This window comes from Lutibacter agarilyticus (genome assembly GCF_900188235.1).
GTDB classification, from domain to species: domain Bacteria; phylum Bacteroidota; class Bacteroidia; order Flavobacteriales; family Flavobacteriaceae; genus Lutibacter; species Lutibacter agarilyticus.
The window spans coordinates 71,311-94,160 of record NZ_FZNT01000003.1; the positions used below are offsets into that span (position 1 = coordinate 71,311).

The following is a 22,850-nucleotide window of genomic DNA, read 5'->3' on the forward strand; positions in this document are numbered from 1 at the left end:
TTATATGGGCTGTTTTAGAGTTATACTTTGTATTATTTTTCCACCATTAGCTGTTATAGATAAAGGGTGTGGATCAATTGTAATTGTATTTATTTTAACTTGTTTGGGTTGGATACCTGGAGTAATAGCCGCACTAATTATTAATAACAATCCAGAGAACTAATGCGAAACGTGCAATTAATTGATTTAGGTTTAAAAGATTATAAAGAAACCTGGAATTATCAAGAAGAACTTTTTCAAAACATTGTTGATATAAAAATTGACAACCGTAAAAATAACACCACAAATAAAACACCTAACTATTTTATTTATGTTGAACACCCTCATGTGTATACACTTGGAAAAAGTGGAGATCTAAGTAATTTATTACTAAATGAGGAGCAGTTAGCTGAAAAAGGTGCAACATTTTATAAAATCAATCGCGGTGGAGATATTACCTATCACGGACCTGGACAATTAGTAGGATATCCTATTATAGATTTAGATAACTTTTTTACAGACATTCATAAATACTTGCGTTTTTTAGAAGAAGTTATTATTAAAACTTTGGCTGAATACGGTATCGCATCAGAGAGAAGCGAAGGCGAAACTGGTGTTTGGCTAGGTGTTGGAACTCCTTTTGCGCGTAAAATTTGTGCTTTGGGCGTTCGTACCAGTCGTTGGGTTACTATGCACGGATTTGCACTAAACGTAAATGCAAATTTAGGTTATTTTGATAATATTATTCCCTGCGGAATAAAAGGTAAAGCAGTAACTTCTATGGAAGCTGAATTAGGCGAAAAAATTCCTATGGAAGAAGTAAAAGAGAAAATTTTAAAACACTTTACCGACCTTTTTGAAGCTACTTTCGTGAAAGCATAAATTTTCACACAAAGATTTATATATTTTGAAACCCTCTTTAAATTCTTATGTTAAAAAGAATTTAAAGAGGGTTTTTATTTTTTTATCCTGAATATGCGCTATAGGTTCCTGCTTTCACAGGAATGATAAGCATAAAAATTAATTTTCTTCGTTAAAAAATACTTTGTAATATTTCATTTTCTTTTCTTCGTCGTAGCCTTTTTCAAGGTATTCGCTTGAAGCATCAGGAGCGTCAATATCTAATTTTATTTCAATATTGGTATCTAACTTTATCTCCGTTTTCATCTTTTGTTTTTGCTTTTTAAGTACAATATCAGAAATAGCAAACTGATTGCGCACCAACACATCATTTAATTCTTCAAACTGTTTTTTATAATCATCAAACAACGGTTTAAAATCTTCATTTTCTTCAAAAACCTCTTCTTTAAAATCTTCAATATTTACATCTTCATTTTCTTTAAAAAAGTCGACTGTTTTTGCTAAAAACTTAGATTTTTCTTGAACACCAAAATCTTCTTTTATAATCTCTTCTGAAAAATCTTTACACATTTCAATGTAATTCTGTGTATGTTGATTATTATCATCAGCATATTTTACATTTAAAAAGTTTTTTCCCCAATATTGTGCATCATAATTGTTATTATCAACACTTAAAACAACACGCCCTTCAGCATCTGATGAGTTTATAATTAAACAACCTTTATCTAATCTCTTTGTGCTAATTCCTTGCTGAACAAAAACATCTAAACTGTCTTTTTCCATAAAGGTTTGAAAGAAATTTATCTTATTTTCAATTTTAAAAATACCGATGGCTTGCGTAACAACATCTTTGTATTCAATATCTTCAAACAGCGCAATAATTACATCACCTGTTTTAATTTGAGCAGAATTAGACTGCTCGTATAAATGATTTACAATGTGTTTTGAAACATCAACAAACGTACTATTATCAGTAAAAATTTCTGAAGTATAATTATTCAGTTCGTTCAATTCAATGTTAGCATGGTGATTAAAACGGAAACTTTCAGCAACATTTCCAAACGACTTCAACAAAAAAGGTTTCATTAGCTCGTAACTTTCTTCATCAAAAGTGATTACATCTTCTGAAAAAACATTTGTAGCACTGTTGAATTTGTTTCCAACTTTATGAATGATAAATTTTGAAATTGCAGCTCTAGTTCTTTTAATCATAATTACATTTTTAACGTTGGCAAATGTATCATTTTAAAGCTACATTTTGCAACTACAATTTTAATTTTAATTGCTCGGGCAATAATTTAAACGATTTTCTATGATACTTTGTACTTCCAAATTCTCTTATGGCATCTCTGTGTTGTTTGGTTGGGTAACCTTTATTTTTTCTCCAAGAATAATTAGGGAATTCTGCATCAATTTTTTGCATAAATTCATCTCTATACGTTTTCGCCAAAACGGAAGCCGCTGCAATACTCCTAAATTTAGCATCGCCTTTAATAATTGTGGTGTGTGGAATGTTTTGGTACTTATTGAATTTGTTACCATCAACAATAATATGCTGTGGTATTACGGCTAATTTTTCAATAGATTTATGCATCCCTAAAATTGAAGCTTGCAAAATATTTATCTCATCAATGGTTTCTTCAGAAATAAAAGCAACTCCGTAGGCCAACGCTTTTTCTTCAATAATTGGTCTAAGAATTTCTCGTTGCTTCTCTGTTAATTGTTTTGAATCGTTTAATAATGGGTGTTCAAAATCATTGGGTAAAATTACCGCAGCCGCCACAACAGGACCAGCCAAACAACCTCTTCCTGCCTCATCTGTTCCAGCTTCAATAGTGTTTTCTAAATAATATTTCTGAAGTCCCATTTAATTCTTTTAACAACAAAAATAACATTAATTATGAAATGAGATGGTCTTCAACAATGCGTCTAAAACAATAATTATTTTTTTAACAGATGTGTCAAAATTTATTCTCGTTCAATTCGTTCAAATATTTTACCTTTGCCAATTAATTTAGTGTATGAAAAACGTATTGTTTATATTATTTTTTGGGCTGTTGTTTACAAATATAAATGCTCAAATAACCACAAAACCTGATAGATCATCTGATATTTATCAAACTGACAGTACACGAAGCTACAGAAGTGTTAATGTTGAAATAGAAGGTGAAACGAAATATACCGACTATAAAATTATTTCAATAAAAAATGATACCACTTTAATTGACACTACACAAAGTATAAAAAAAGAGTACAAACATAATTTTGTTAGAAAAGACAATTATGACTATTTGGCTTTTCATAATCAAGGACAAACATTTAACCGCTTGATTTATGACTTTGACGATAACTCTATTTTTCCTTCAATTGGTTTTAATGCAAAACAACGTAGTTATTATACGCTAAATGATGTTTATTATTACCACGTACCTACACCTACAACAGAGTTAATGTATAAAAGTGGCTTGGAGCAAGGTCAGGTTGTAGATGCGCTTTTAACGGCAAATACTTCAAGGCAATTTAATATTGCCATTGCCTACAAAGGAGTAAGATCTTTAGGTAAATATCGCTACGCCCTGTCTAGTCAACGTAATTTTAGAACTTCTTTTAATTATAATACCAAAAATAAACGCTATTATATTCGAGGGCATATTTATAATTTTCATTTATCCAATCAAGAAAATGGAGGTTTAACAGACGAGTCTATTCAATACTTTGAAAACAACGATTCTAATTATACCGATAGAGCTAGGCTTGAAACCAATTTTACAGATGCTACAAGCGTACTTGAAGGAAAACGATATTACTTAGAACAATCTGTTGCAGTATTTTCAAATAGAATTCCTGCAAAAAAGAAAAGTACCTTGCCAAAGGTATCCGATATCAAAATAGACTCTATTACACAAGACAGCATTAGAATTGCTCAAATTGAGGCAAAAAAAGGTGCTATGAAAGGTGCTATAAAAAAACCCGATTCAACCGCATTAGCAGCTATCACTAAACCTGTTATTGATTCTGTAGCTGTTAAAACCACAAACAAAGATTCTGTAGCAATTGCGAAAGAAGAAAAACCTTTTTTAGATTTTAAATTAGGAAATACGCTAATGTATGAAACAAAACATTATCGCTATACGCAAGATGCTGCAAATACTTTTTTTGGAGATGCTTTTACTAGTGACATTAGTGATCATACTTCGTTTCAACAATTTGATGGGCAAGTGTATATGCAATTAAATTCAGCTTATATAGGTAGCCTAAAAGCAAAAGCAAACTATTTTAATTACAACTACCATTACAACGGTGTTTTATTTTATGATGATTATACTATAGGCCATAGAATTAAAGGAAATGCATTTTCATTAGGCGCCGATTGGTTTAAACAATTTGGTCATATTCATTTAAATGGTGAAGTTTCAGCCATCTTATTTGGAAATATTACAGGAAGCACAATTAAGGGAGCCGTAATGCTACAAGAAAAAGATTTCAATTTTAAAGGCTTTATTGAATTTACTTCTAAAACACCTGATTTTAGCAAGCAATTATACCAAAGTAATTACGTAGCATATAATTGGCAAAACAACTTTAAAAATGAAGATATTACAACTATAGGAGCTGCTTTTAATTCAGAAAAATGGGTTACTTTACAAGGAGATTATAACATCATAGATAATTACACCTATTTTAATGACAGCTCTAAACCTGAGCAATCTAATGAAACTTTAACCTATTTTAAACTTAAGTTGATAAAAGCTTTAACTTACCGAAAATTTACGTTAGACAATACCGTAACCTATCAAGAAGTAACCAGTGGAGATTCGTTTTTTAGAGTTCCAAATTGGGTAACCAGAAATTCATTGTATTTTTCAACCTTTATGTTTAAAGGAAAACCATTGTATTTACAAACGGGTGTAACATTTAAATACTTTAGCAAATACAAAATGAATGCTTTTAATCCTTTAATTAATGAATTTACACTTCAAAACACCGATGAAATAGGTGATTTTCCAATGTTCGACTTTTTTGTAAACATACAAGTAAGCAGATTGCGTGCATTTTTTAAAGTTGAAAACTTTACCTCTAGCTTTACAGGAAGAAATTATTATTCAGCTCCAAGCTATCCTTACAGAGATTTAACGGTACGGTTTGGTTTAACTTGGAATTTCTTTATTTAAGCTTTTGAAGTAACTAGTTGCTTTATTTTAATATTAAATGCTGCAAAAAGTAATGTCATAATTGGACTTAGCCAGTTAAAAATAGCGAAAATAAAATATTCACCAACACCAACACCTAATACACCAGACTGATAAGCTCCACAAGTATTCCAAGGAATTAATACTGAAGTTACCGTACCTGAATCTTCTAAAGATCTACTTAAATTTTCAGGTGCTAAATTTCGATCTTCATAGGCTTTTTTAAACATTTTCCCTGGAATTACAATAGCCAAATACTGATCAGATGCAACTACATTTAATCCTAAACAACTTACTACTGTACTTGCAAATAAACCAAATACAGAAGTTGCAATTTTTAGTAAAGCATTTGTAATTCTAGACAAAGCTCCTATTCCATCCATAATACCACCAAAAAACATCGCACAAATTATTAAGAAAATAGTCCAAAGCATTCCCTGCATTCCACCTGCGCTAAACAAATCGTTTAACTGTTCATTATCTGTTACAATTGAAGTATCAGTAAAAACGGCATTTATAATTGCACTTATTTTTGTATCGGCCAAGCCTGTTAAAATTTCACTTTGAAAAATAAACGCAAATATTGCTGCTAAAACTACACCTGCACCTAATGCTATTAATGGTTTTGTTTTTGCTAAAATTAATCCGATAACAGCTACCGGTACTAAAAATAAATAAGGAGAAATATAAAAAGCAGTATCAATCGAAGTCAGCAAATCGCTAATATCAGTATTTCCTGATGTGTCAATATTTGCACTTATAATAGAAAAAACAATCAACGTAATAATAATTGTAGGCACGGTTGTTAATGTCATATAACGTATGTGCGTAAACAAATCGGTTCCGGCCATTGCTGGTGCTAAGTTTGTGGTATCGCTTAAAGGCGACATTTTATCTCCAAAATAAGCACCTGAAATTACGGCTCCAGCAATCATTCCTGGTGAAATTCCTAATGCTGTACCAATACCAACCAACGCAATACCAACCGTTGCTGAAGTAGTCCAAGAGCTTCCTGTGGCAATAGATATAATTGCTGAAATAATTACTGAAGCTGGTAAAAATATTGCCGGACTTAACACTTGCAATCCGTAATAAACCATTGCAGGAATTACACCACTTACCAACCAAGTTCCAGCCAAAGCTCCAACTAAAAATAAAATCATAATGGGTACAAAAACACTTTTTAAATTTTCCCAAATTTCTAAAAGCATCGTTTTGGCATTCACTTTATTAAAAAAACCAACAACTGAAGCAACTAACCCGCCCATTAATAAAATATATTGGTTTGAATATGCTCCAAACCACTCACCATCAGCAAAAAATATGTTGTATGCTAACAAGCACATTAAAATAACTACAGGAATTAAAGCTTCCCAAATACTAAGGTCACTGTTTTTAATAATTTGTTGTTCTTCAATCTTAATTTCTGAAAGGTTTTTGTTTTCCGGCATTCTCATTTTTTTATGAAATGTAATTATACGGAAAATTCAATATTATTGCAAAAAAACACCCCATTCCTAACAGAAATGGGGCGTACTTTAAAAAAAGTAATCGTATTTATAAAACTTTAACCTGAACCATGCATTTTCTCATAGCTCGGTAGGTGCGTTCAATATCATTATCTAAACCTATTGAAAAACGGATGATTCCGTCTGAAAGTCCCATTTCAAGCTGTTCTTCCGCAGGAATTTCAGAAGAAGTGCTAGAACCAGATGCACTAAAAAGTGTTTTATAAAAACCTAAGCTTACTGCTAAATAACCCAAATTTTCATTTTGCATTAACTCCATTAATTCGTTTGCCTTCGCTAAACTACCAACATCAATGGTCATAATTCCACCAAAACCATATTCTTTATTGTACAACGCTTTAAAAAGTTTATGACCCGGATGACTTTCTAGGCCAGGGTATACCACTTTCAATCCGTCGTCTTCAAAACTCTCAGCTAAATACAATGCATTTTCACTGTGTTTTTTCATACGAATATGTAAAGTTCTTAGGTTTTTTAATACGCTTGCTGCTCGTAAACTATCCATTACAGGACCTAACAACATAGCTGCTCCATCATTTACATTTCGTAAACTATCAATAAATGCTTGTGAGCCACAAACTACACCTCCAACCGTATCGTTTGTACCGTTAATAAACTTGGTTAAACTGTGGATAGTAATATCAGCTCCTAATTTTTGAGGAGAAATTAATAACGGAGAAAAGGTGTTGTCAACCACTAAAAGTATATTGTGTTTTTTAGCTATTTTAGACAATTCAGCAATGTTTGCTATTTCTAAAAGCGGATTGCTAATTGCTTCACAATAAATCATTTTTGTTGAAGGCTTTATCGATTTTTCAACAGACTCTAAAGATGTAATGTCTACAAATGAAGTTGTAATATTTAATTTTGGCGCAAAGTTTTTTAGGAATGCGTAAGAACCTCCGTAAATTGTTCTACTAGAAACTATGTGATCACCTGCTCCACAAACCTGTAAAAAAACTGATGTAATTGCTCCCATTCCTGATGCTGCCACATTTGCTGTCTCTGTAAATTCCATAGCGGCCAATGCTTCGCTTAAATATAAATTACTTGGACTTGTATGGCGCGAATATAAATAACACCCTTCGGCGTGCCCTTCAAAAGTGTCGAGCATTGTTTTTGCGTGTAAAAAAGTATAGGTTGCTGAATCTGAAATTGAAGGATTTACTCCTCCAAATTCTCCAAAATATTGTAAATCTTGAATATTGTTTGCTGGTTTATTACTCATAATTGTAAAATCTTTATTTTAAAGTTACGTATTTACAATTATATTTTCTTTACTATATGATTAATTTAGTATTTATTTCTACTAAAAATACTTTTTAAAGTTTTAAAACCTATTATACTTCTGTTTTTTTATTATTTTTAGAAAAAAATACTTTTATGCACAACTTAGATAAAATTGACCAACAAATTTTAATGCTTTTACAACAAAATTCTAAAATGAATATTAAGGAAATTGCATTAAAAGTTGGCTTAACAACTACACCGACCTACGATAGAATTAAACGTTTAGAAAAATCGGGAATAATTACGAGGTATGTTGCTGAACTAAATAAAGAGAAAGTTGGGTTAGATCTTGTTGTTTTTTGTCAAGTGACCTTGCAAGTACATTCTAAAAAATTAATTACTCAGTTTGAAAATGCAGTTGAAAAAATGCCTGAAGTAATTGAATGTTTTCACATTGCTGGAAATTTTGATTATTTATTAAAAATTGTAACTCCTAATATAAAATCGTATCAGTTTTTTTTAAAAAATAAATTGTCGGTTTTAGAATCTGTTGCTAATGTGCAAAGCAATTTTGTAATGAGTACTGTTAAAGAAAATTCTATGCTTCATATTGCATAAAAAAAGCAGCCAATGGCTGCTTTTTATTAATGTGAATTTTATTTATAACTATTTAGAAGCCTCAACTTTAAATGAAATTTCAAACTCATCATTTATAAATTTATCTTTTAAGTTTTCAAAAATAGATTTTGATTTGTATTCAATTCCAAACTGTGTTCTGTCAATTTTAAATGTTTCACCAGTTAACTCAATTCCTGATTCAGTTTTTGCTAATATAGCCTCAAATTCAATTGGTTTTGTAATTCCTTTTACCGTTAAATTACCTTTAACATTTACCCCATCAACACTAGTAATTTCAAATGTAGCAGTCTTATGATTTGCTACATCGAAAAAATCCTCATTTTTTAAATGCCCTACTAATTTAGCATTGTATTCATCTTCCGCAGGAATATCTAAAACGGTGATTGCTGTCATATCAAAGGTAAAACTACCACCTGATAAATTTCCTTCTGAAATAACCAAACTACCATCTTTAATAGCTACTGTTCCGTTATGTTCACCTGTAGGTTTAAACCCTTTCCAATTTAATGTTGAAGTTTCAGTATTGGCAACATAAGTGCCCTTTTCAATTTGCTGAACTTTTGCTTTAGCCTCAGTTAAATTTTCATTAGCAGGTGTAGCTTTTTTATCATTTTTACATGCAATTAACCCTACTCCTATAACTAGTATGAGTACAAATTTTTTCATTTTTTTTATTTTTTAGATTCGTAATTAAATACAATAGTACAGTTTTAAGCCAAAAAATTACATTGTAATTGCTGTTTTTAATAGTTTTTTAACTAAAACTTATAGTGTAGTTGTTTTTTCTAATACAATTTTCTCTAAGTTTTTGTTTACAATAAGACTATAAAACTCTTTAATCTCTTGATAATTTTGTGCTGGAAAAATGGCTGTATTAATTTTTAAATTAGATTGTACCATGATTTTATTTCCTTTGTTTATTACTTTGTATGTATAAATTCCGAAATTATTAGATAGTCCAATCTTTAGCACTTCAGGAATGGAAACAACCGAATATCCTTCAGGGATTGTAATAACAATATTATTTTTTTCTGAAATTGGCGTTCCAAAATCAATTGGATATTCTCTATTTTCTAATTTAAAAGGATTTACTGTTGTTGCATTAAATAACAGCGGATTTAAATATATTTTATTTCCAATTTTATCTACCATACTTTCAGAATTAAACTTATACATTTCAACCAATGGTTTGTAACTGTTTTCTTTATTCTGAATTTTAAAATCACCTATTTCAATTCCACTATTTTGGGCTTCAATTTTAGCTATAATATCTTCATCTTTTAATTTTCCTTTTTTGTTTCTATAGTTTTGCGCATTTAAATTATAATAAGATTTTCTATACATACCTGTAGCTTCTCCTTCTTCATCAAAGGATACCATCATATATACAGACTCTGTTGAAGGTTCAGTAGGAATTAAATTAACTGACTCGGAGCTTCCGTCTTTTCTAATCAATCGTCCATTCCAATTTAAATCTCTTAAAGGCAAGTTATTTGGCGTACTATAAGTATCGGTTGCATCTAGTAAAACCAAACCGCCTTCTAATTCAACAGCTGCAATTACAAAATTAAAACCGTTTAATGTTGGATATAAAGGGATTCCGTGAGATCTAGTACTTATAATTACGGGGTTTGCATTAAAACCGGCCGAATTTAACATAGACACTAAGTTTAAATTAATATCTGCTGCATTCCCTACTCCTTCTTTATATGCTTTTTTGGTACCATTAAATGTTGTAATTCCAGTATAATCATTCCATTTGATTTTGTGTTTTATCAATTCAAAAATAGCTGTGATTTTTTCAGCTTCTGTTTTTGCTGAGGCTAAAACCAACGCTAAATCAACTTCAAAATGGTTAGATTTATAAATTTGATCGCTAAAATCTGAATCTCTATAAATAGTTTTGGTAACATCTTCCCAAGTATTTGAAAAATATTCAATAGGTTCATTAGGCCAATGTAATTCTGAAAATTCATATTCCATCATAGATCTATAATTATCAATATTATTTACATAAGGTTCTTCCAATAAAGCAGGAACATCAGTAATATCATATGTTTCAACAGTTGACACATAATCTATACTAGAAGATGAATATGTAGTTCTTACAATATCTCCACTACTTCTGTTTTTGGTATTAATTGTTATTTTTTCGTGCTTTTTTTCAACTTTTGGATAGGCTCGAAAATATCCTTTAGACCTTTTTTTATAAACAAAATATTCGGGAGTTTCAATCTTTATGTTCATTTTTTTAACTGGAATAGCATATTGAAATTGAACATCCTCAATAGATCTAAAAGGAGAATTTATTTTGTATTTCCATTCTACTATACAGCCTTCTTTTAAGTTTGGCATCGTAAATTTTTCTTCTATCCAATACTTGTTTTTTTCATCTTTAAAAATTTCATTTTTCTCTAAATTACTCTTCAATACTTTCCCACCTTCTAAATTATAGGTAACAGCTTTTAATCCTGCCACTTCTTCTCTACCACTACCTGAACTTGATTGATATAAATCTATTTCTTTAGTAGCCCAATCATAGCCTTCACTATTATAAATTTTTATACGCTCATGCACTTCTGTAATTACCTGAAAACCTTCACCCTGCATATATCTAAAATCTGTTTTTCTGTTTTTGTATAAAATAACTGCATTAGCTGATGAATCTTTAGCGTAAAACTGTTCTTCTAATTCCTCTTTAGAAACTTTACCAAACTTATAATCTTGAGCCATTAAACTATTAGCAACTAGTGCCAATATAAGTGTGAATAAAACCTTTTTCATATTTATTTACTTTTTAAAACTATTTTTGAATTATCGTATTTCCGTATGTTTTTTCTGAATGTTCTATACAAATCATAGTCTTCTTTGGGATGCTTCCCTTCTTCAATTCTAATGGTTCTTTTGTATAGGTAATTGTATTCATCTATTTTTGAAACTTCAACAATATACTCCCCATAATCAGATTCAATTAATTTATTTTCAGGAACATATACTACTTGTAAAGTTGAAGGTAGCGTAATTTCAATTTCGTCTACATCAACATAACCATGAGAAATTTCAAAGGGTAATTTTCTGTTTCTAACTCTGTTTGGAATGGCTGAATTTCTATTAAACGCATTTATAGGAATCAACATTTCGCTTCCACTTGTTGTGGCATAATTTGTGGCTGAAAATTCAATTTCTTCTTCAAAAGCCATTGCTTCTCTATTGTTAAAAACTTCAATTTTAGAGAATTTAATATTGTTGATGTATGAAAGATACTCTTTAAATAGATTTTCTAATTCTTGTTGACTCTCACCATCATTTCTAAGTAAATTATCCATGTATTGCGTTCCTTTTGAATTAATTTTTACTTGAGCCTTAATAGTTCCGTTAGCATCAATTTCAAAGCTACCTTTTGTATGTTGATAATTATCTTCAGGTGCATACCTTTGAGTATGTTTAATAATACCACCATTTGGTGTTATTACCAAAGCATCTCTATCATCAGTAAAATCGCCTAAGTAACCAAAAGGCACTTTTTGATTGGTACATTCTAACCAAATATCCTCTTTTTCTGTAGGCAAATTTAGAATGATGTGATTCCCTTGCATTGAGAAAAAATCCTTGTCAATATCTTTACTATTATCTCCTGCCCAAATAACTGTGTAATAAGATTCAATACCTACGGCATCTAATAACGTTTTTGTATAATTTGTTAATCCTTTGCAGTCGCCATATCCCAGCCTATGCACCACATCTGCAGGAATTGGCATCCAACCACCTATTCCAACCTGAACACTTATATACCGTGTTCTATCTTGTACATATTTATAAATAATTTTTGCTTTTTCAATAGGGTCATTTATACCTTCAACTAATTTAGAAACTTCCATTTTAGTTGATGCTAAAAGATGATCATTACCTGCCTTTAAATAATCGTATTGCCATTTGCCAAATTCACTCCAATTAGCAGCTTCACCTTTAATTCCTTCTAAATTAAATTTATACAAACCTGTAATTAAAACGGGAGTAATTTCTGCTAACCTAGGACTGTAAGGCTCTCTTTTTATGGCTGGTATATTTTCTATTTTAAAAGATAAACTAGTTTCTGAAGTTTCCTTTTCAATGGTATAGTCCTCAAAATTCTTCTCTTTAAATCGTACTTTTAATCCTTCAGCAGAAACCAAATTATAAGTACTACTTTCAACAGCTGTTAAATAGCTACTTATAGGCCTCCAATCAGGTACAAAACCTGTATTTATGGTTTCTATTTCATATTCTGAATAAATAGTATAAGGATATACAGTTGGTACATATCTATAGTACAAAACTTTACTATCTCCGTACAAAGTACTTCCATCAACAGCGCTAACTTCTTCGTACTCTTTAGATTTTACTTTTTCAATTTCATTACCAAAAGCATCGTAAACCAAGGTTTTAATTTCCTTAATTTTTTGATTTTTATCAAAATCTACAGAAATATACTTATGCTGGTCGCCTAATTTATTTAAAACAGTTACTGCTGTTTTAACTTTAAAAATCATTTTATCCTGCGCTTGAATTTCAATAGAAATATCCTGGAAACGGATTACTGAATTGGCATTACTTGTGAGGTTTTCTGGTATTTTCGAAACACTAAAGCTATAATCTTGTGAATATAAAAGTGTTGAAAAAAGTAGAAAAATAATTGGGGTTTTTATTATTCTTATCATTTCATTTTTTTACACTTATAAATGTATAAAAAAAAGATTAAATAACCTTATTTACATTCTATTTTTTGAATCAATAATAATGGTTACTGGACCGTCATTTAGTAATTCTACCTTCATATCAGCTCCAAATTTACCAGTTCCTACCTTTTTATGAATTTGATTCTCAAAATCACCAATAAATTGTTCATATAAAGGAATGGCAATTGCTGGTTTTGCAGCATTTATATAAGAAGGTCGATTCCCTTTTTTAGTACTGGCGTGTAAGGTAAACTGACTTACAATAATAGCATCTCCATCAACATCAATTAATGATTTATTCATGACTTGATTTTCGTCATTAAAAATGCGAAGATTTGCAATTTTTTTTGAAAGCCATTCAATATCAGTTGTATCATCGGCAGGTTCAATTCCCAATAAAATAAGTAATCCACCTTTAATCTCGCTCACTTTTTTACCTTCAATTGTAACTGAAGCTTTTGACACTCTTTGAATAACTGCTTTCATTTTTTAACTATAAATATCTACTCTATAATGTTCTTCGTCACCTTCAACCATTTGCACATAACTGTTGTAACGAGACGCAGCAATTTCGCCAGTTTCCAAGGCATCTTTAATAGCGCATTTAGGCTCATTAATATGCATACAATTGTTGAATTTACATTTTGATTTCAGTTTAAAAAATTCAGGAAAATAATCGGTGATTTGTTCAGGTTCAAAATCAACCACACCAAAACCTTTAATTCCAGGTGTATCAATTATAAAGCCACCAAAATTCAATTCAAACATTTCAGCAAAAGTAGTGGTATGCATTCCTTGTTTGTGCTGTTTTGAAACTTCTTTGGTTTTTAAATCTAACGTTGGTTCAATCGCATTTATAAGTGTTGTTTTCCCAACACCTGAATGACCTGAAAACATCGTTGTTTTTCCTTTCATTAATTCAACAACTTCATCAATTCCAATATTTTTAGTTGCTGAAATTGCAATACATTTGTAACCAATATCGGTATAAATAGCATCTAGTTCTGCTAATTTACCCAATTGCTCATCGGTATAAATATCTAATTTATTGAACAAAATTACGGTGGTTATATTATAAGCTTCAGCAGTTGCTAAAAAACGATCTATAAAACCAGTAAATGTTGGAGGATTATCAATAGTTACCACTAAAAAGGCAACATCAATATTAGCAGCTATAATATGTGTTTGTTTTGAAAGGTTTACAGATTTTCGGATGATGTAATTTTTACGGTCAAAAATTTTATTGATGACTCCTGTTTCTTTTCCATCTTCAAATTCAAAATTAACAGCATCACCAACCGCAACCGGATTGGTACTTTTAATTCCTTTAATTCTAAATTTCCCCTTTAACCTACAATCTAAACGGCTACCATTATCGTAATAAACGGTATACCAACTTCCGGTAGATTTTGTAACTATTCCTCTCAAATTTATATTTATTTTGAACTACTGTTCACAAAGATAACAAGTTCGTTTGAATTACTAATTTATAATATTGATTTAAACTTTATTTAAGTGAAAAACGAACCAATTCAATTTAAAAAATTTAAGTATTATTATATTTATTACTTAAAAGTATATATTTCTTTAGACACTTCTGTAAGTCTGAAATAACCAAAAGCATAATTTTCAGGAGTTGTTTGATTGATACAATTTCCTTTTAATTGTGCCGGAATTGTAGCAAAAGGACCACCATCTGAAGATTGCTCTATTAACAAACGAATAAAATTGTAATACTGTTTAGAAATACCATTTAAATTAATTTCAACTACATCGCCTGCCTTAAACTCTTCCTTTTCATAAAACACATGCATTTCATTTCCGTCAGTAAATTCATCCGATATATCAAATAATTCTGGTAAGAAATTCCCTTGTTGTTGAAATTTTATCAAGTAAAAATTTTCAATATCTGCTGGATCATCAAATGTTACATTCACCTCTAAAAAATCTTTATTAAACCCCTGATCTTTGGATTGATACACACTATTAATACCTGTAACCGGCATCAAGGTTTCAACTGCTGAATATGTTTCGCCATTGTAGGTAATTTCTAACGAATATTCATTATCAACAATTGGCATAAAATTAGTTGTGGTGTAAGCCCCGTTATTGTTATCTAAAAAATTAAAAACTTCTGAAGTGTTATTATTTGTAACCTTCACTTCTGCTCCTGTTACATAATTTATAGTTTCACTATCAAAATAAGGTGTAGATAAACTTAAAAGAATCGTTTGTACATTTCCTTCAGTTCCTTGCTCCCAATCTAATGAAGCCTCTACTACTAGTCTTGGTTCAGCTTCAGGTACATTTACATCAATCACATCGGTACAAGATGCTAATAATATAGTTATAAGTAGGATGCTAAATTTTATATGTATTCTCATTCTCTTAAAATTTAAAATTATAGCTAGCAGAAGGTACAATTCCAAAAATTGCAGTTCTGGTTGCTTCATTTACACCTGTTTCCGTATTTTGACCAAAAGAAATTGCCGCCGCATTTTTACGATCATAAGCATTATAAATTCCAAAAACCCATTCTCCTTTCCACCTTTTATTAGGCCTTTTATTTGGTGTATAAGTTGCCGAAACATCTAACCTATTGTAAGCGGGTAAACGCTCTGAATTTCTGTCGGTATAACTTGCAATTGATAAACCTTCATAACTATATTGTCCGTTTGGATACGTAACTGGTCTTCCTGTTTGAAAAACAAAATTAGCACCAAAAGACCATTTTGGGTTTAAACGATAAGCTGCAGTTATAGAGAAATCGTGTGTTCTATCGTACGCAGAATTGTACCAATTTCCATCGTTTATTCCTGGTCCTCCAGCATTCCCACCCAAAGTTCGTTGCTCTGCTTTGGCCAACGTATAGGCAAACCAACCTGTAAATTTACCTGCTGTTTTTCGCAATAAAAATTCCAAACCATAAGCTCTTGCCTCTCCATTTAAAATTTCACCTTCAATATAATTATTACCAATTAAATCGGCTCCATCAATATAATCAATTCTGTTGTCTATAGTTTTGTAGTAGGTTTCTATTTCTAATGAAAACATTTTATCATTAAAATTCTTGAAATATCCGAATGAATATTGGTTGGATAATTGTGGTTTTATAAACTCGCCACTTGGTGTCCAAACATCTAAAGGTGTAACGTTAGTTGTGTTTGATAATAAATGAATGTACTGCGCTGTTCTTGAAAACCCTGCTTTAACCGATGATGATTCGTTTAATTGCAATGCCATTGCCAACCGAGGCTCTAAATTATTGAAAGTGGCTATTTTTTCACTTTTAGAGTAAATGGTTTCGCCAATGATGTTTCCTGTTTCATAAACACCTAACTGACTATTATAAACAACCGGTAAATCATTTTCATAAGTTGCAATTGCCTGACCTCCTAAACGGTTAAATAAACTAAAACGCAATCCATATTCTAAAGAAAACTGTTCACTCAATTTTTGTTCAGCACTTATATAAAATGCAGCTTCAAAAGCTCTTTTTTGATCGAGTTCAAAATAATTTACTGAAGAATTAGACGAAGTTGGAGAAATGATCCCTGGATTAAAATCGTATGAAATAATATTTGCTCCAAAGTTCAATTTTATAGCTTCATTCGCATAATACATTAAATCGTATTTTACATTGTAATTTTTAATGGATGAGTTCCATACAAATTCAAATAAGTTCAGTTCAAATTCATAATCGTATTCACTATAAATTAACGATAAATTTGAAAATAGTTTTTCATTAAAAATATGATTCCAACGTAAATTTCCGGAAAGGTTTCCATAAGAATTTTGAAAACTATCTGAAAATCGCATATCATCTCTTCCAAAATAACCCGACAAATACAATTTATTATTTTCGTTTAAACTATAATTACCTTTCAAATTAAGATCGTAAAAATTTACACCGAAATCTTCTTCCATAAATTCTAAGAATATATTGGCATAAGAAGTTCTACCTGCAACAATAAACGACCCTTTATCTTTTACAATTGGTGCTTCAATTGCCAATCTGCTTGAAATTAACCCAACACCACCTGTTAATTTAAACTCCTTATTATTTCCATCTTTTTGGCGCACATCTAACACCGAAGAAACTCTTCCACCAAACTTAGCAGGGATACCGCCTTTGTATAATTTTAAATCTTTAATAGCATCCGCATTAAAAACCGAGAAAAAACCAAAAACGTGTGATGTATTGTAAATAATTGCTTCATCTAATAACACTAAATTTTGATCAACGGCACCGCCTCGCACATTAAATCCACTAGAACCTTCACCATTATTTGTAACTCCAGGAAGCATTACTATTGTTTTTAAAATATCAACCTCCCCTAAAACTACAGGTACTTGTTTTATAGTTGAAGCGTTTAGTTTTAGCACACTCATTTGCGGCTTTTTTATATTTACCTCTTCGGAATCTGATGAAGTAATAACCACTTCTTCTAACTGTGTTGAATTTATTTTTAACTCAACATCAAACTTTTGATCTTCAGTTAAATTTATTTCTTGTTCAACATCTGTATAACCTAAATAAGAGATTACTAAGGTGTAATTTCCTTTAGGTGCTGTTAATGAATAAAATCCGTATTCATTACTTAAAACACCTATAGAAGTATCTTTTAGATAAATGGATGCTCCAAACAGTGTTTCACCATTACTAGCGTCCTTAATAATTCCACTTATAGATGATTTATCTTGAGCAAAAATAATTGAAGTTACTAGTAAAAATAGTATAAGCGTATGTTTAAATTTCATGGTTTGATTTAAAAAAATTAGCAGCTACTTTTTTAACTAAATCAAAAGTAGTTAAGTGGTTTAAATATTAATTCATATAAACTGTTAAAACATTCATAATAGAAAAACACACAACTAATTTTCGCATACAAACTGGTATAAAACTAATAATTAAAAGCGCTTATAAATTGTTAAATATTTAATACTATATTTGAATTCTATAAACATTTTAAAACAACCATTATGAAAAAAATTTTACTTATTGCCTTGTTATTTATGGTTTCATTTACAGAAATGAATGCTCAAACGTATGAATACAAAATTGTAACAAGTATTGAATCTATTGTACCAATGGGATTAGGTAGGTCTCGAATTGTTTCTGAAAACGAAGAAAAAAATTACAAAGATTTTACTTCAGAAAGAACTGAAGACAGCAAAAAACAGAATAAATCAAAACGTGGAGACGCAAAAGTTGATAATTTTGAAGAAACTAAATTAGTTAACTTTTATAGTGCTGCTGGTATTAATTTTCAAAATATAGCTTCTAACGATGCTTTATTATCTTCAAAAATAAATACGATGATTAGCGAAGGATGGGATATAGCTTTTGTTACTAGTGCTGTAGAAAGTGATGCTGGAAAAGGAGATGGAAAAGGTATTTTTATTACGCGTTTTATTTTTAAACGTTTAAAATAAACTCAAAATATTTTACAAAAAAAAGGGAAGCAATTGCTTCCCTTTTTTTTTGTAAAAATTAACTAAATCCTCCTTAATTTCCTTTAGCGTAATCAGCTAAAAACTGTGCTAAACCACTGTCTGTTAATGGGTGTTTTAACAATCCTGTAATTGAGCTTAAAGGACCTGTCATAACATCTGAACCAATTTTTGCACAATCAATTACGTGCATTGTGTGGCGAATTGAAGCTGCCAATATTTGCGTTTCAAACCCGTAGTTATCATAAATCTGTCTGATTTCTGAAATTAAGTGCAATCCATCTGTTGAAATATCATCCAATCTTCCTAAAAATGGAGACACATAGGTTGCTCCTGCTTTTGCAGCTAATAATGCTTGTCCTGCTGAAAACACTAAAGTAACGTTTGTTCTAATTCCTTTATCTGAAAAGTATTTACATGCTTTTACTCCATCAGCAATCATTGGTAATTTTACCACAATTTGTGGATGTAACGCCGCTAATTCTTCACCTTGTTTTACCATTCCATCAAAATCTGTTGCAATTACTTCTGCTGAAACATCTCCATCTACAGCATTACATATATCTAAGTAATGCTTTAAAATATTTTCTGCGCCTGTAATTCCTTCTTTTGCCATTAATGATGGGTTTGTTGTAACTCCATCTAAAACACCTAATGCTTGCGCTTCTTTAATTTGCTCTAAATTTGCTGTATCTATAAAAAATTTCATCTTTCTATCTATTTTATTATTTTAATAATTCTGTAACTTGGTTAAACACATTTTCTCCTGTAAATCCGAATTTCTCATCCAATACTGTTGCTGGTGCAGAGTATCCAAAATGATCCAATCCAAATACTTTTCCGTTGTTTCCTACTAACCCTTCTAAGTTTACTGGTAAACCGGCTGTTAATCCAAATGCAGGTTTGCTTGATGGAATAACACTTTCTTGATATGCTTTTGATTGCAATCTGAAAATTCCTTCTGAAGGAACAGAAACTATTTTTGCTTTTATGTTTGCTCTTTCTGCTAATAATTTAGCACCTTCAATTAAAGTTGCTACTTCTGAACCATTTGCAATTAAAACAACATCTGGGTTTTCAACATCCTGTACAGTATAACCACCTTTTTCAGCTGCTAATGCCTCTTGGTATCTTGAAGTTGCTGCTGGAAGGTCTTTAATCCCTTGACGAGATAAAATCAATCCTGTTGGTGTTTTATCATTTTCCATCGCCATTTTCCAAGCTACATTGGTTTCTGCTGAATCTGCAGGACGTAATGCTGTAAAACAAGGATCTCCACTATGGTTTTTTAATTTTTCTAACAAACGAATTTGTGCTTCTTGCTCAATTGGCTGATGTGTTGGTCCATCTTCACCTACTCTAAAAGCATCATGTGTCCAAACATATTTTACAGGTAATTCTTGTATCGCACTCATTCTAATTGCTGGTTTCATATAATCTGAAAACACAAAGAATGTTGCCACTACTGGAATTACACCACCGTGTAATGCAATACCATTTGCTATTGCTGCCATTGTTAATTCAGCAACACCTGCTTGTAAAAAGGCTCCTGAAAAATCGTTCTTTTTTATCGCATGTGTTTGCTTTAAAAATCCATCCGTTTTATCACTATTAGATAAATCGGCTGAAGAAACAATCATATTCTCAACATTTTGAGCTAAATACCCCAATACATTTGCTGAAGCTGCTCTGGTTGCTAAACCTGGTTTATTCACTACCGATTCAAAATCTAAAGCTGGTAATTTTCCTGCTAAAAAGCCATCTAACTTTTCTGCTAATTCAGGATTTGCAGTTTTCCAAGCTGCTATTTCAGCTTTTTTAGTTTCTGCAGCTGCTTTTTTAGTTTCTAAAAGGGTTGCGTAAAACGCTTCAACATCCCCATATTTTGCAAATGGATCGTTTACATCAGCACCTAAGTTTTTTAGGGTAGCATTAAAATCGGCTCCTGTATGTCCAATTGGTTGTCCGTGTAACTCACAATGTCCTTCCCAGTTAGCTCCTGTTTCAGTAACACAACCTTTACCCATAATTGTTTTACCAATTATTAAGGTTGGTTTTTCTTGCTCGTTATTGGCGTCTTTTAAGGCTTTTCTAATTGCATCATGATTATGACCATCAATAGTTACAACTTTCCAACCCCAAGCTTCATATTTTTTTGCAGTGTCTTCTGAAGTTACTTCATCAGTCATTGTAGATAATTGCACATCATTTGCATCATAAAACATTATAAAATTATTCAACCCTAAATGTCCTGCAATTCTTCCTGCTCCTTGTGAAATTTCTTCTTGAACTCCTCCATCTGAAATAAATCCATACACTTTATGATTCATCCAATAGCCAAAACGTTCTGCTAAAAATTTAGCTGCAATAGATGCTCCAACACCCATAGTATGTCCCTGACCTAAAGGTCCTGAAGTATTTTCAATACCTCTTTCAACATCAACTTCTGGATGACCTGGAGTTACTGATCCCCATTGTCTGAAGTTTTTTAAATCTTCTTTTTTATAATTACCCAATAAATAATATTGCGCATATAATAAGGTTGATAAATGCCCTGCATCCATAAAGAAACGGTCTCTAAATGGCCAAGACATATCACTTGGATCAAAGTTTAAAAATTCTGAATATAAAATATGCATAAAGTCAGCTCCTCCCATTGGTCCACCTGGATGCCCTGAATTTGCTTGCTCAACCATTGAAATGGCCAAAGCTCTTATATTATCTGCTGCTCTTAAATTAATGTTACTCATATTTCTGTTGTTTATTAAAACTAATTAAATGGATTAGAATAATATTCTAATCCATTTAATTAGTTATGATTGTAATTTTATTATTATTTTTTCCAAAGTCCTTCCATTTCTTCCAATGTTTTTCCTTTTGTTTCAGGAACAAATTTCAATATGAAGAACATCGCTAATAGACTCATTATTCCGTAAACCCAGTATGCGAAACCGTGATTAAATTGCTCCGTTAAAGCTGAATTATCATTCATCATTGGGAATGTAACAGATACTAAATAATTAGAAATCCATTGTGCTGCAACTGCAATTGCCAGCGCTCTTCCTCTAATTTTATTAGGGAAAATTTCAGCCAACAACACCCAAGTAACAGGTCCCCAACTCATAGCGAAACTTGCAACATACAACATCATACAAAACAATGCTAAATATCCTGTAGCTCCTGTAAAGAATACAAAACCTAAAGAAAGCATTGCGATTGCCATACCTAAAGCACCAATAATCATTAATGGTTTTCTACCGTATTTATCTACTGTTCTTACCGCTATAATTGTAAATAAGAAATTCACAATCCCTACAATAATAGTCATTAACAAAGCACTATCTGTACCTGAAGAAATTGTTTTAAAAATCTCTGGAGCATAATATAACACTACATTGATACCTACAAATTGTTGAAAAATAGAAAGTAAAACTCCTATAATAATTACCATCCATCCAAAAGATAATAATTTTCCAGAAGTTGTTTCGTTCATAGATACTTTTATTTCTTCTAAAACACGTTCGCCTTCTTCTTTTCCATTTACCTTAATTAATACACTTAAAGCTTCTTCTGGCTTATTTTGTAACATTAATGAACGTGGTGTGTCTGGCACAAAGAATAACAACCCTAAAAATAATCCTGCAGGAATAACTTCAGAAGCAAACATCCATCTCCATCCTATTGCATTTAACCATTCATCTGAACCCCCACTTCTTGATATAAAGTAGTTCACAAAATATACCACCATAAAACCACCAACAATTGCTAATTGATTGAAAGAAACTAATTTCCCTCTACTATCAGCAGGGGCAATTTCAGCAATATATAATGGAGATAGCATAGACGCTAAACCAACACCAATACCACCAATAATTCTATATACAATAAAAATTGTTGAAAAAGTATGGTCACCTTCTCCTATTGGTTTCAATAACATTTCTGGCATTGCAGAACCTAGCGCCGAGATTAAAAACAAAACAGCCGCTATGATTAATCCATTTTTTCTACCAAATTTTTTACTGATAACCCCACCAAAAACACCTCCAATGACACAACCTATTAAGGCACTTGAAACTAAAAATCCTTTAAAAGCACTTGCTGCAGTTTCACTTAAGCCTTTGGGCATTACAAAAAAGCTATCTAAGGAACCTACTGTTCCTGAAATTACTCCTGTATCATATCCAAATAGTAGACCTCCTAAAGTCGCTACAAGTGTTAGTTTTAATAAATAGGATGAATTTGATGTTTTCATA

General features: G+C 31.2%; 19 protein-coding genes. 5 read left to right on the top strand and 14 right to left on the bottom strand.

Going from position 1 to position 22,850, the window contains the following annotated elements:
• The first annotated feature begins 4 nt into the window (after nucleotides 1–4).
• Nucleotides 5–163 carry a YqaE/Pmp3 family membrane protein gene (locus CHB67_RS05380; protein ID WP_089380742.1) on the top strand — a complete coding sequence of 53 codons (159 nt, stop codon included), beginning with the start codon at nucleotides 5–7 and terminating at the stop codon, nucleotides 161–163.
• Nucleotides 163–861 (top strand): lipoyl(octanoyl) transferase LipB, encoded by a 699-nt coding sequence (gene lipB / locus CHB67_RS05385; RefSeq protein ID WP_089380743.1) that lies wholly within the window; start codon nucleotides 163–165, stop codon nucleotides 859–861. Before CHB67_RS05380 ends, lipB begins: the two co-directional genes overlap by 1 nt.
• A gap of 138 nt (nucleotides 862–999) precedes the next feature.
• Here the strand turns inward: lipB and CHB67_RS05390 are convergent, their stop codons facing one another.
• Entirely contained in the window at nucleotides 1,000–2,052 is a 1,053-nt protein-coding gene (locus tag CHB67_RS05390; protein WP_089380744.1) for a nucleoid-associated protein, read from the bottom strand.
• Between the two features lie 52 nt (nucleotides 2,053–2,104).
• Entirely contained in the window at nucleotides 2,105–2,707 is a 603-nt protein-coding gene (locus tag CHB67_RS05395) for a ribonuclease HII (RefSeq protein ID WP_089380745.1), read from the bottom strand.
• A 154-nt stretch (nucleotides 2,708–2,861) separates the two neighbouring features.
• On the opposite strand from CHB67_RS05395, the gene CHB67_RS05400 reads away from it, so the two are divergent.
• Complete coding sequence (locus CHB67_RS05400; protein ID WP_089380746.1) at nucleotides 2,862–5,012, top strand: putative porin; 2,151 nt, start codon at nucleotides 2,862–2,864, stop codon at nucleotides 5,010–5,012.
• On the opposite strand, the gene nhaC is transcribed toward CHB67_RS05400, so the two are convergent.
• Nucleotides 5,009–6,481, bottom strand: coding sequence for a Na+/H+ antiporter NhaC (gene nhaC / locus CHB67_RS05405; protein WP_089381104.1), 1,473 nt, complete (start codon nucleotides 6,479–6,481; stop codon nucleotides 5,009–5,011). The two genes, CHB67_RS05400 and nhaC, sit on opposite strands and share 4 nt — an antisense overlap.
• Nucleotides 6,482–6,587: 106 nt before the next feature.
• Nucleotides 6,588–7,787 (bottom strand): aminotransferase class I/II-fold pyridoxal phosphate-dependent enzyme, encoded by a 1,200-nt coding sequence (locus CHB67_RS05410; protein WP_089380747.1) that lies wholly within the window; start codon nucleotides 7,785–7,787, stop codon nucleotides 6,588–6,590.
• A gap of 155 nt (nucleotides 7,788–7,942) precedes the next feature.
• Between CHB67_RS05410 and CHB67_RS05415 the strand changes: the two genes are divergently transcribed.
• Nucleotides 7,943–8,407, top strand: coding sequence for an Lrp/AsnC family transcriptional regulator (locus CHB67_RS05415; RefSeq protein WP_089380748.1), 465 nt, complete (start codon nucleotides 7,943–7,945; stop codon nucleotides 8,405–8,407).
• Between the two features lie 48 nt (nucleotides 8,408–8,455).
• Here the strand turns inward: CHB67_RS05415 and CHB67_RS05420 are convergent, their stop codons facing one another.
• From CHB67_RS05420 to CHB67_RS05450, 7 genes are all read right to left on the bottom strand, one after another.
• Entirely contained in the window at nucleotides 8,456–9,094 is a 639-nt protein-coding gene (locus CHB67_RS05420; RefSeq protein WP_089380749.1) for a YceI family protein, read from the bottom strand.
• Between the two features lie 99 nt (nucleotides 9,095–9,193).
• The gene (locus tag CHB67_RS05425; protein ID WP_089380750.1) at nucleotides 9,194–11,212 is read right to left on the bottom strand and encodes a DUF3857 domain-containing protein; all 2,019 of its coding nucleotides are present in this window, start codon (nucleotides 11,210–11,212) and stop codon (nucleotides 9,194–9,196) included.
• A gap of 2 nt (nucleotides 11,213–11,214) precedes the next feature.
• Nucleotides 11,215–13,125, bottom strand: a complete 1,911-nt coding sequence (locus tag CHB67_RS05430) for a transglutaminase-like domain-containing protein (RefSeq protein ID WP_089380751.1) — start codon at nucleotides 13,123–13,125, stop codon at nucleotides 11,215–11,217.
• A gap of 51 nt (nucleotides 13,126–13,176) precedes the next feature.
• Nucleotides 13,177–13,629 (bottom strand): D-aminoacyl-tRNA deacylase, encoded by a 453-nt coding sequence (gene dtd, locus CHB67_RS05435; RefSeq protein ID WP_089380752.1) that lies wholly within the window; start codon nucleotides 13,627–13,629, stop codon nucleotides 13,177–13,179.
• 3 nt (nucleotides 13,630–13,632) lie between these two features.
• Nucleotides 13,633–14,571, bottom strand: coding sequence for a ribosome small subunit-dependent GTPase A (gene rsgA / locus CHB67_RS05440; protein ID WP_089380753.1), 939 nt, complete (start codon nucleotides 14,569–14,571; stop codon nucleotides 13,633–13,635).
• A gap of 137 nt (nucleotides 14,572–14,708) precedes the next feature.
• Nucleotides 14,709–15,527 carry a DUF4249 domain-containing protein gene (locus tag CHB67_RS05445; RefSeq protein WP_089381105.1) on the bottom strand — a complete coding sequence of 273 codons (819 nt, stop codon included), beginning with the start codon at nucleotides 15,525–15,527 and terminating at the stop codon, nucleotides 14,709–14,711.
• A 4-nt stretch (nucleotides 15,528–15,531) separates the two neighbouring features.
• Complete coding sequence (locus CHB67_RS05450) at nucleotides 15,532–17,904, bottom strand: TonB-dependent receptor (RefSeq protein WP_089380754.1); 2,373 nt, start codon at nucleotides 17,902–17,904, stop codon at nucleotides 15,532–15,534.
• Nucleotides 17,905–18,126: 222 nt separating this feature from the next.
• Between CHB67_RS05450 and CHB67_RS05455 the strand changes: the two genes are divergently transcribed.
• Nucleotides 18,127–18,579 (top strand): hypothetical protein, encoded by a 453-nt coding sequence (locus CHB67_RS05455; protein WP_089380755.1) that lies wholly within the window; start codon nucleotides 18,127–18,129, stop codon nucleotides 18,577–18,579.
• Nucleotides 18,580–18,652: 73 nt separating this feature from the next.
• On the opposite strand, the gene fsa is transcribed toward CHB67_RS05455, so the two are convergent.
• The 3 genes from fsa to xylE all read right to left on the bottom strand — a co-directional run bounded on the left by fsa (nucleotide 18,653) and on the right by xylE (nucleotide 22,849).
• A complete protein-coding gene (gene fsa, locus CHB67_RS05460) occupies nucleotides 18,653–19,306 on the bottom strand; it encodes a fructose-6-phosphate aldolase (protein ID WP_089380756.1) in 654 nt (217 codons plus the stop codon).
• A gap of 16 nt (nucleotides 19,307–19,322) precedes the next feature.
• On the bottom strand, nucleotides 19,323–21,347 hold the full coding sequence (locus CHB67_RS05465) for a transketolase family protein (RefSeq protein WP_089380757.1): 2,025 nt from the start codon (nucleotides 21,345–21,347) through the stop codon (nucleotides 19,323–19,325).
• Between the two features lie 83 nt (nucleotides 21,348–21,430).
• Nucleotides 21,431–22,849, bottom strand: coding sequence for a D-xylose transporter XylE (xylE, locus tag CHB67_RS05470; protein WP_089380758.1), 1,419 nt, complete (start codon nucleotides 22,847–22,849; stop codon nucleotides 21,431–21,433).
• Between the last annotated feature and the right edge of the window lies 1 nt (nucleotide 22,850).

What these genes read in the sequence shown, in the direction of transcription:
- CHB67_RS05415 (WP_089380748.1), top strand. Translation starts at nt 7,943, where the DNA reads ATGCACAACTTAGATAAAATTGACCAACAAATTTTAATGCTTTTACAA.
- xylE (WP_089380758.1), bottom strand. Translation starts at nt 22,849, where the DNA reads ATGAAAACATCAAATTCATCCTATTTATTAAAACTAACACTTGTAGCG.
- lipB (WP_089380743.1), top strand. Translation starts at nt 163, where the DNA reads ATGCGAAACGTGCAATTAATTGATTTAGGTTTAAAAGATTATAAAGAA.
- CHB67_RS05400 (WP_089380746.1), top strand. Translation starts at nt 2,862, where the DNA reads ATGAAAAACGTATTGTTTATATTATTTTTTGGGCTGTTGTTTACAAAT.
- CHB67_RS05450 (WP_089380754.1), bottom strand. Translation starts at nt 17,904, where the DNA reads ATGAAATTTAAACATACGCTTATACTATTTTTACTAGTAACTTCAATT.
- CHB67_RS05395 (WP_089380745.1), bottom strand. Translation starts at nt 2,707, where the DNA reads ATGGGACTTCAGAAATATTATTTAGAAAACACTATTGAAGCTGGAACA.
- CHB67_RS05455 (WP_089380755.1), top strand. Translation starts at nt 18,127, where the DNA reads ATGAAAAAAATTTTACTTATTGCCTTGTTATTTATGGTTTCATTTACA.
- CHB67_RS05420 (WP_089380749.1), bottom strand. Translation starts at nt 9,094, where the DNA reads ATGAAAAAATTTGTACTCATACTAGTTATAGGAGTAGGGTTAATTGCA.
- CHB67_RS05390 (WP_089380744.1), bottom strand. Translation starts at nt 2,052, where the DNA reads ATGATTAAAAGAACTAGAGCTGCAATTTCAAAATTTATCATTCATAAA.
- CHB67_RS05465 (WP_089380757.1), bottom strand. Translation starts at nt 21,347, where the DNA reads ATGAGTAACATTAATTTAAGAGCAGCAGATAATATAAGAGCTTTGGCC.
- CHB67_RS05425 (WP_089380750.1), bottom strand. Translation starts at nt 11,212, where the DNA reads ATGAAAAAGGTTTTATTCACACTTATATTGGCACTAGTTGCTAATAGT.
- CHB67_RS05380 (WP_089380742.1), top strand. Translation starts at nt 5, where the DNA reads ATGGGCTGTTTTAGAGTTATACTTTGTATTATTTTTCCACCATTAGCT.
- nhaC (WP_089381104.1), bottom strand. Translation starts at nt 6,481, where the DNA reads ATGCCGGAAAACAAAAACCTTTCAGAAATTAAGATTGAAGAACAACAA.
- fsa (WP_089380756.1), bottom strand. Translation starts at nt 19,306, where the DNA reads ATGAAATTTTTTATAGATACAGCAAATTTAGAGCAAATTAAAGAAGCG.
- CHB67_RS05430 (WP_089380751.1), bottom strand. Translation starts at nt 13,125, where the DNA reads ATGATAAGAATAATAAAAACCCCAATTATTTTTCTACTTTTTTCAACA.
- CHB67_RS05445 (WP_089381105.1), bottom strand. Translation starts at nt 15,527, where the DNA reads ATGAGAATACATATAAAATTTAGCATCCTACTTATAACTATATTATTA.
- CHB67_RS05410 (WP_089380747.1), bottom strand. Translation starts at nt 7,787, where the DNA reads ATGAGTAATAAACCAGCAAACAATATTCAAGATTTACAATATTTTGGA.
- dtd (WP_089380752.1), bottom strand. Translation starts at nt 13,629, where the DNA reads ATGAAAGCAGTTATTCAAAGAGTGTCAAAAGCTTCAGTTACAATTGAA.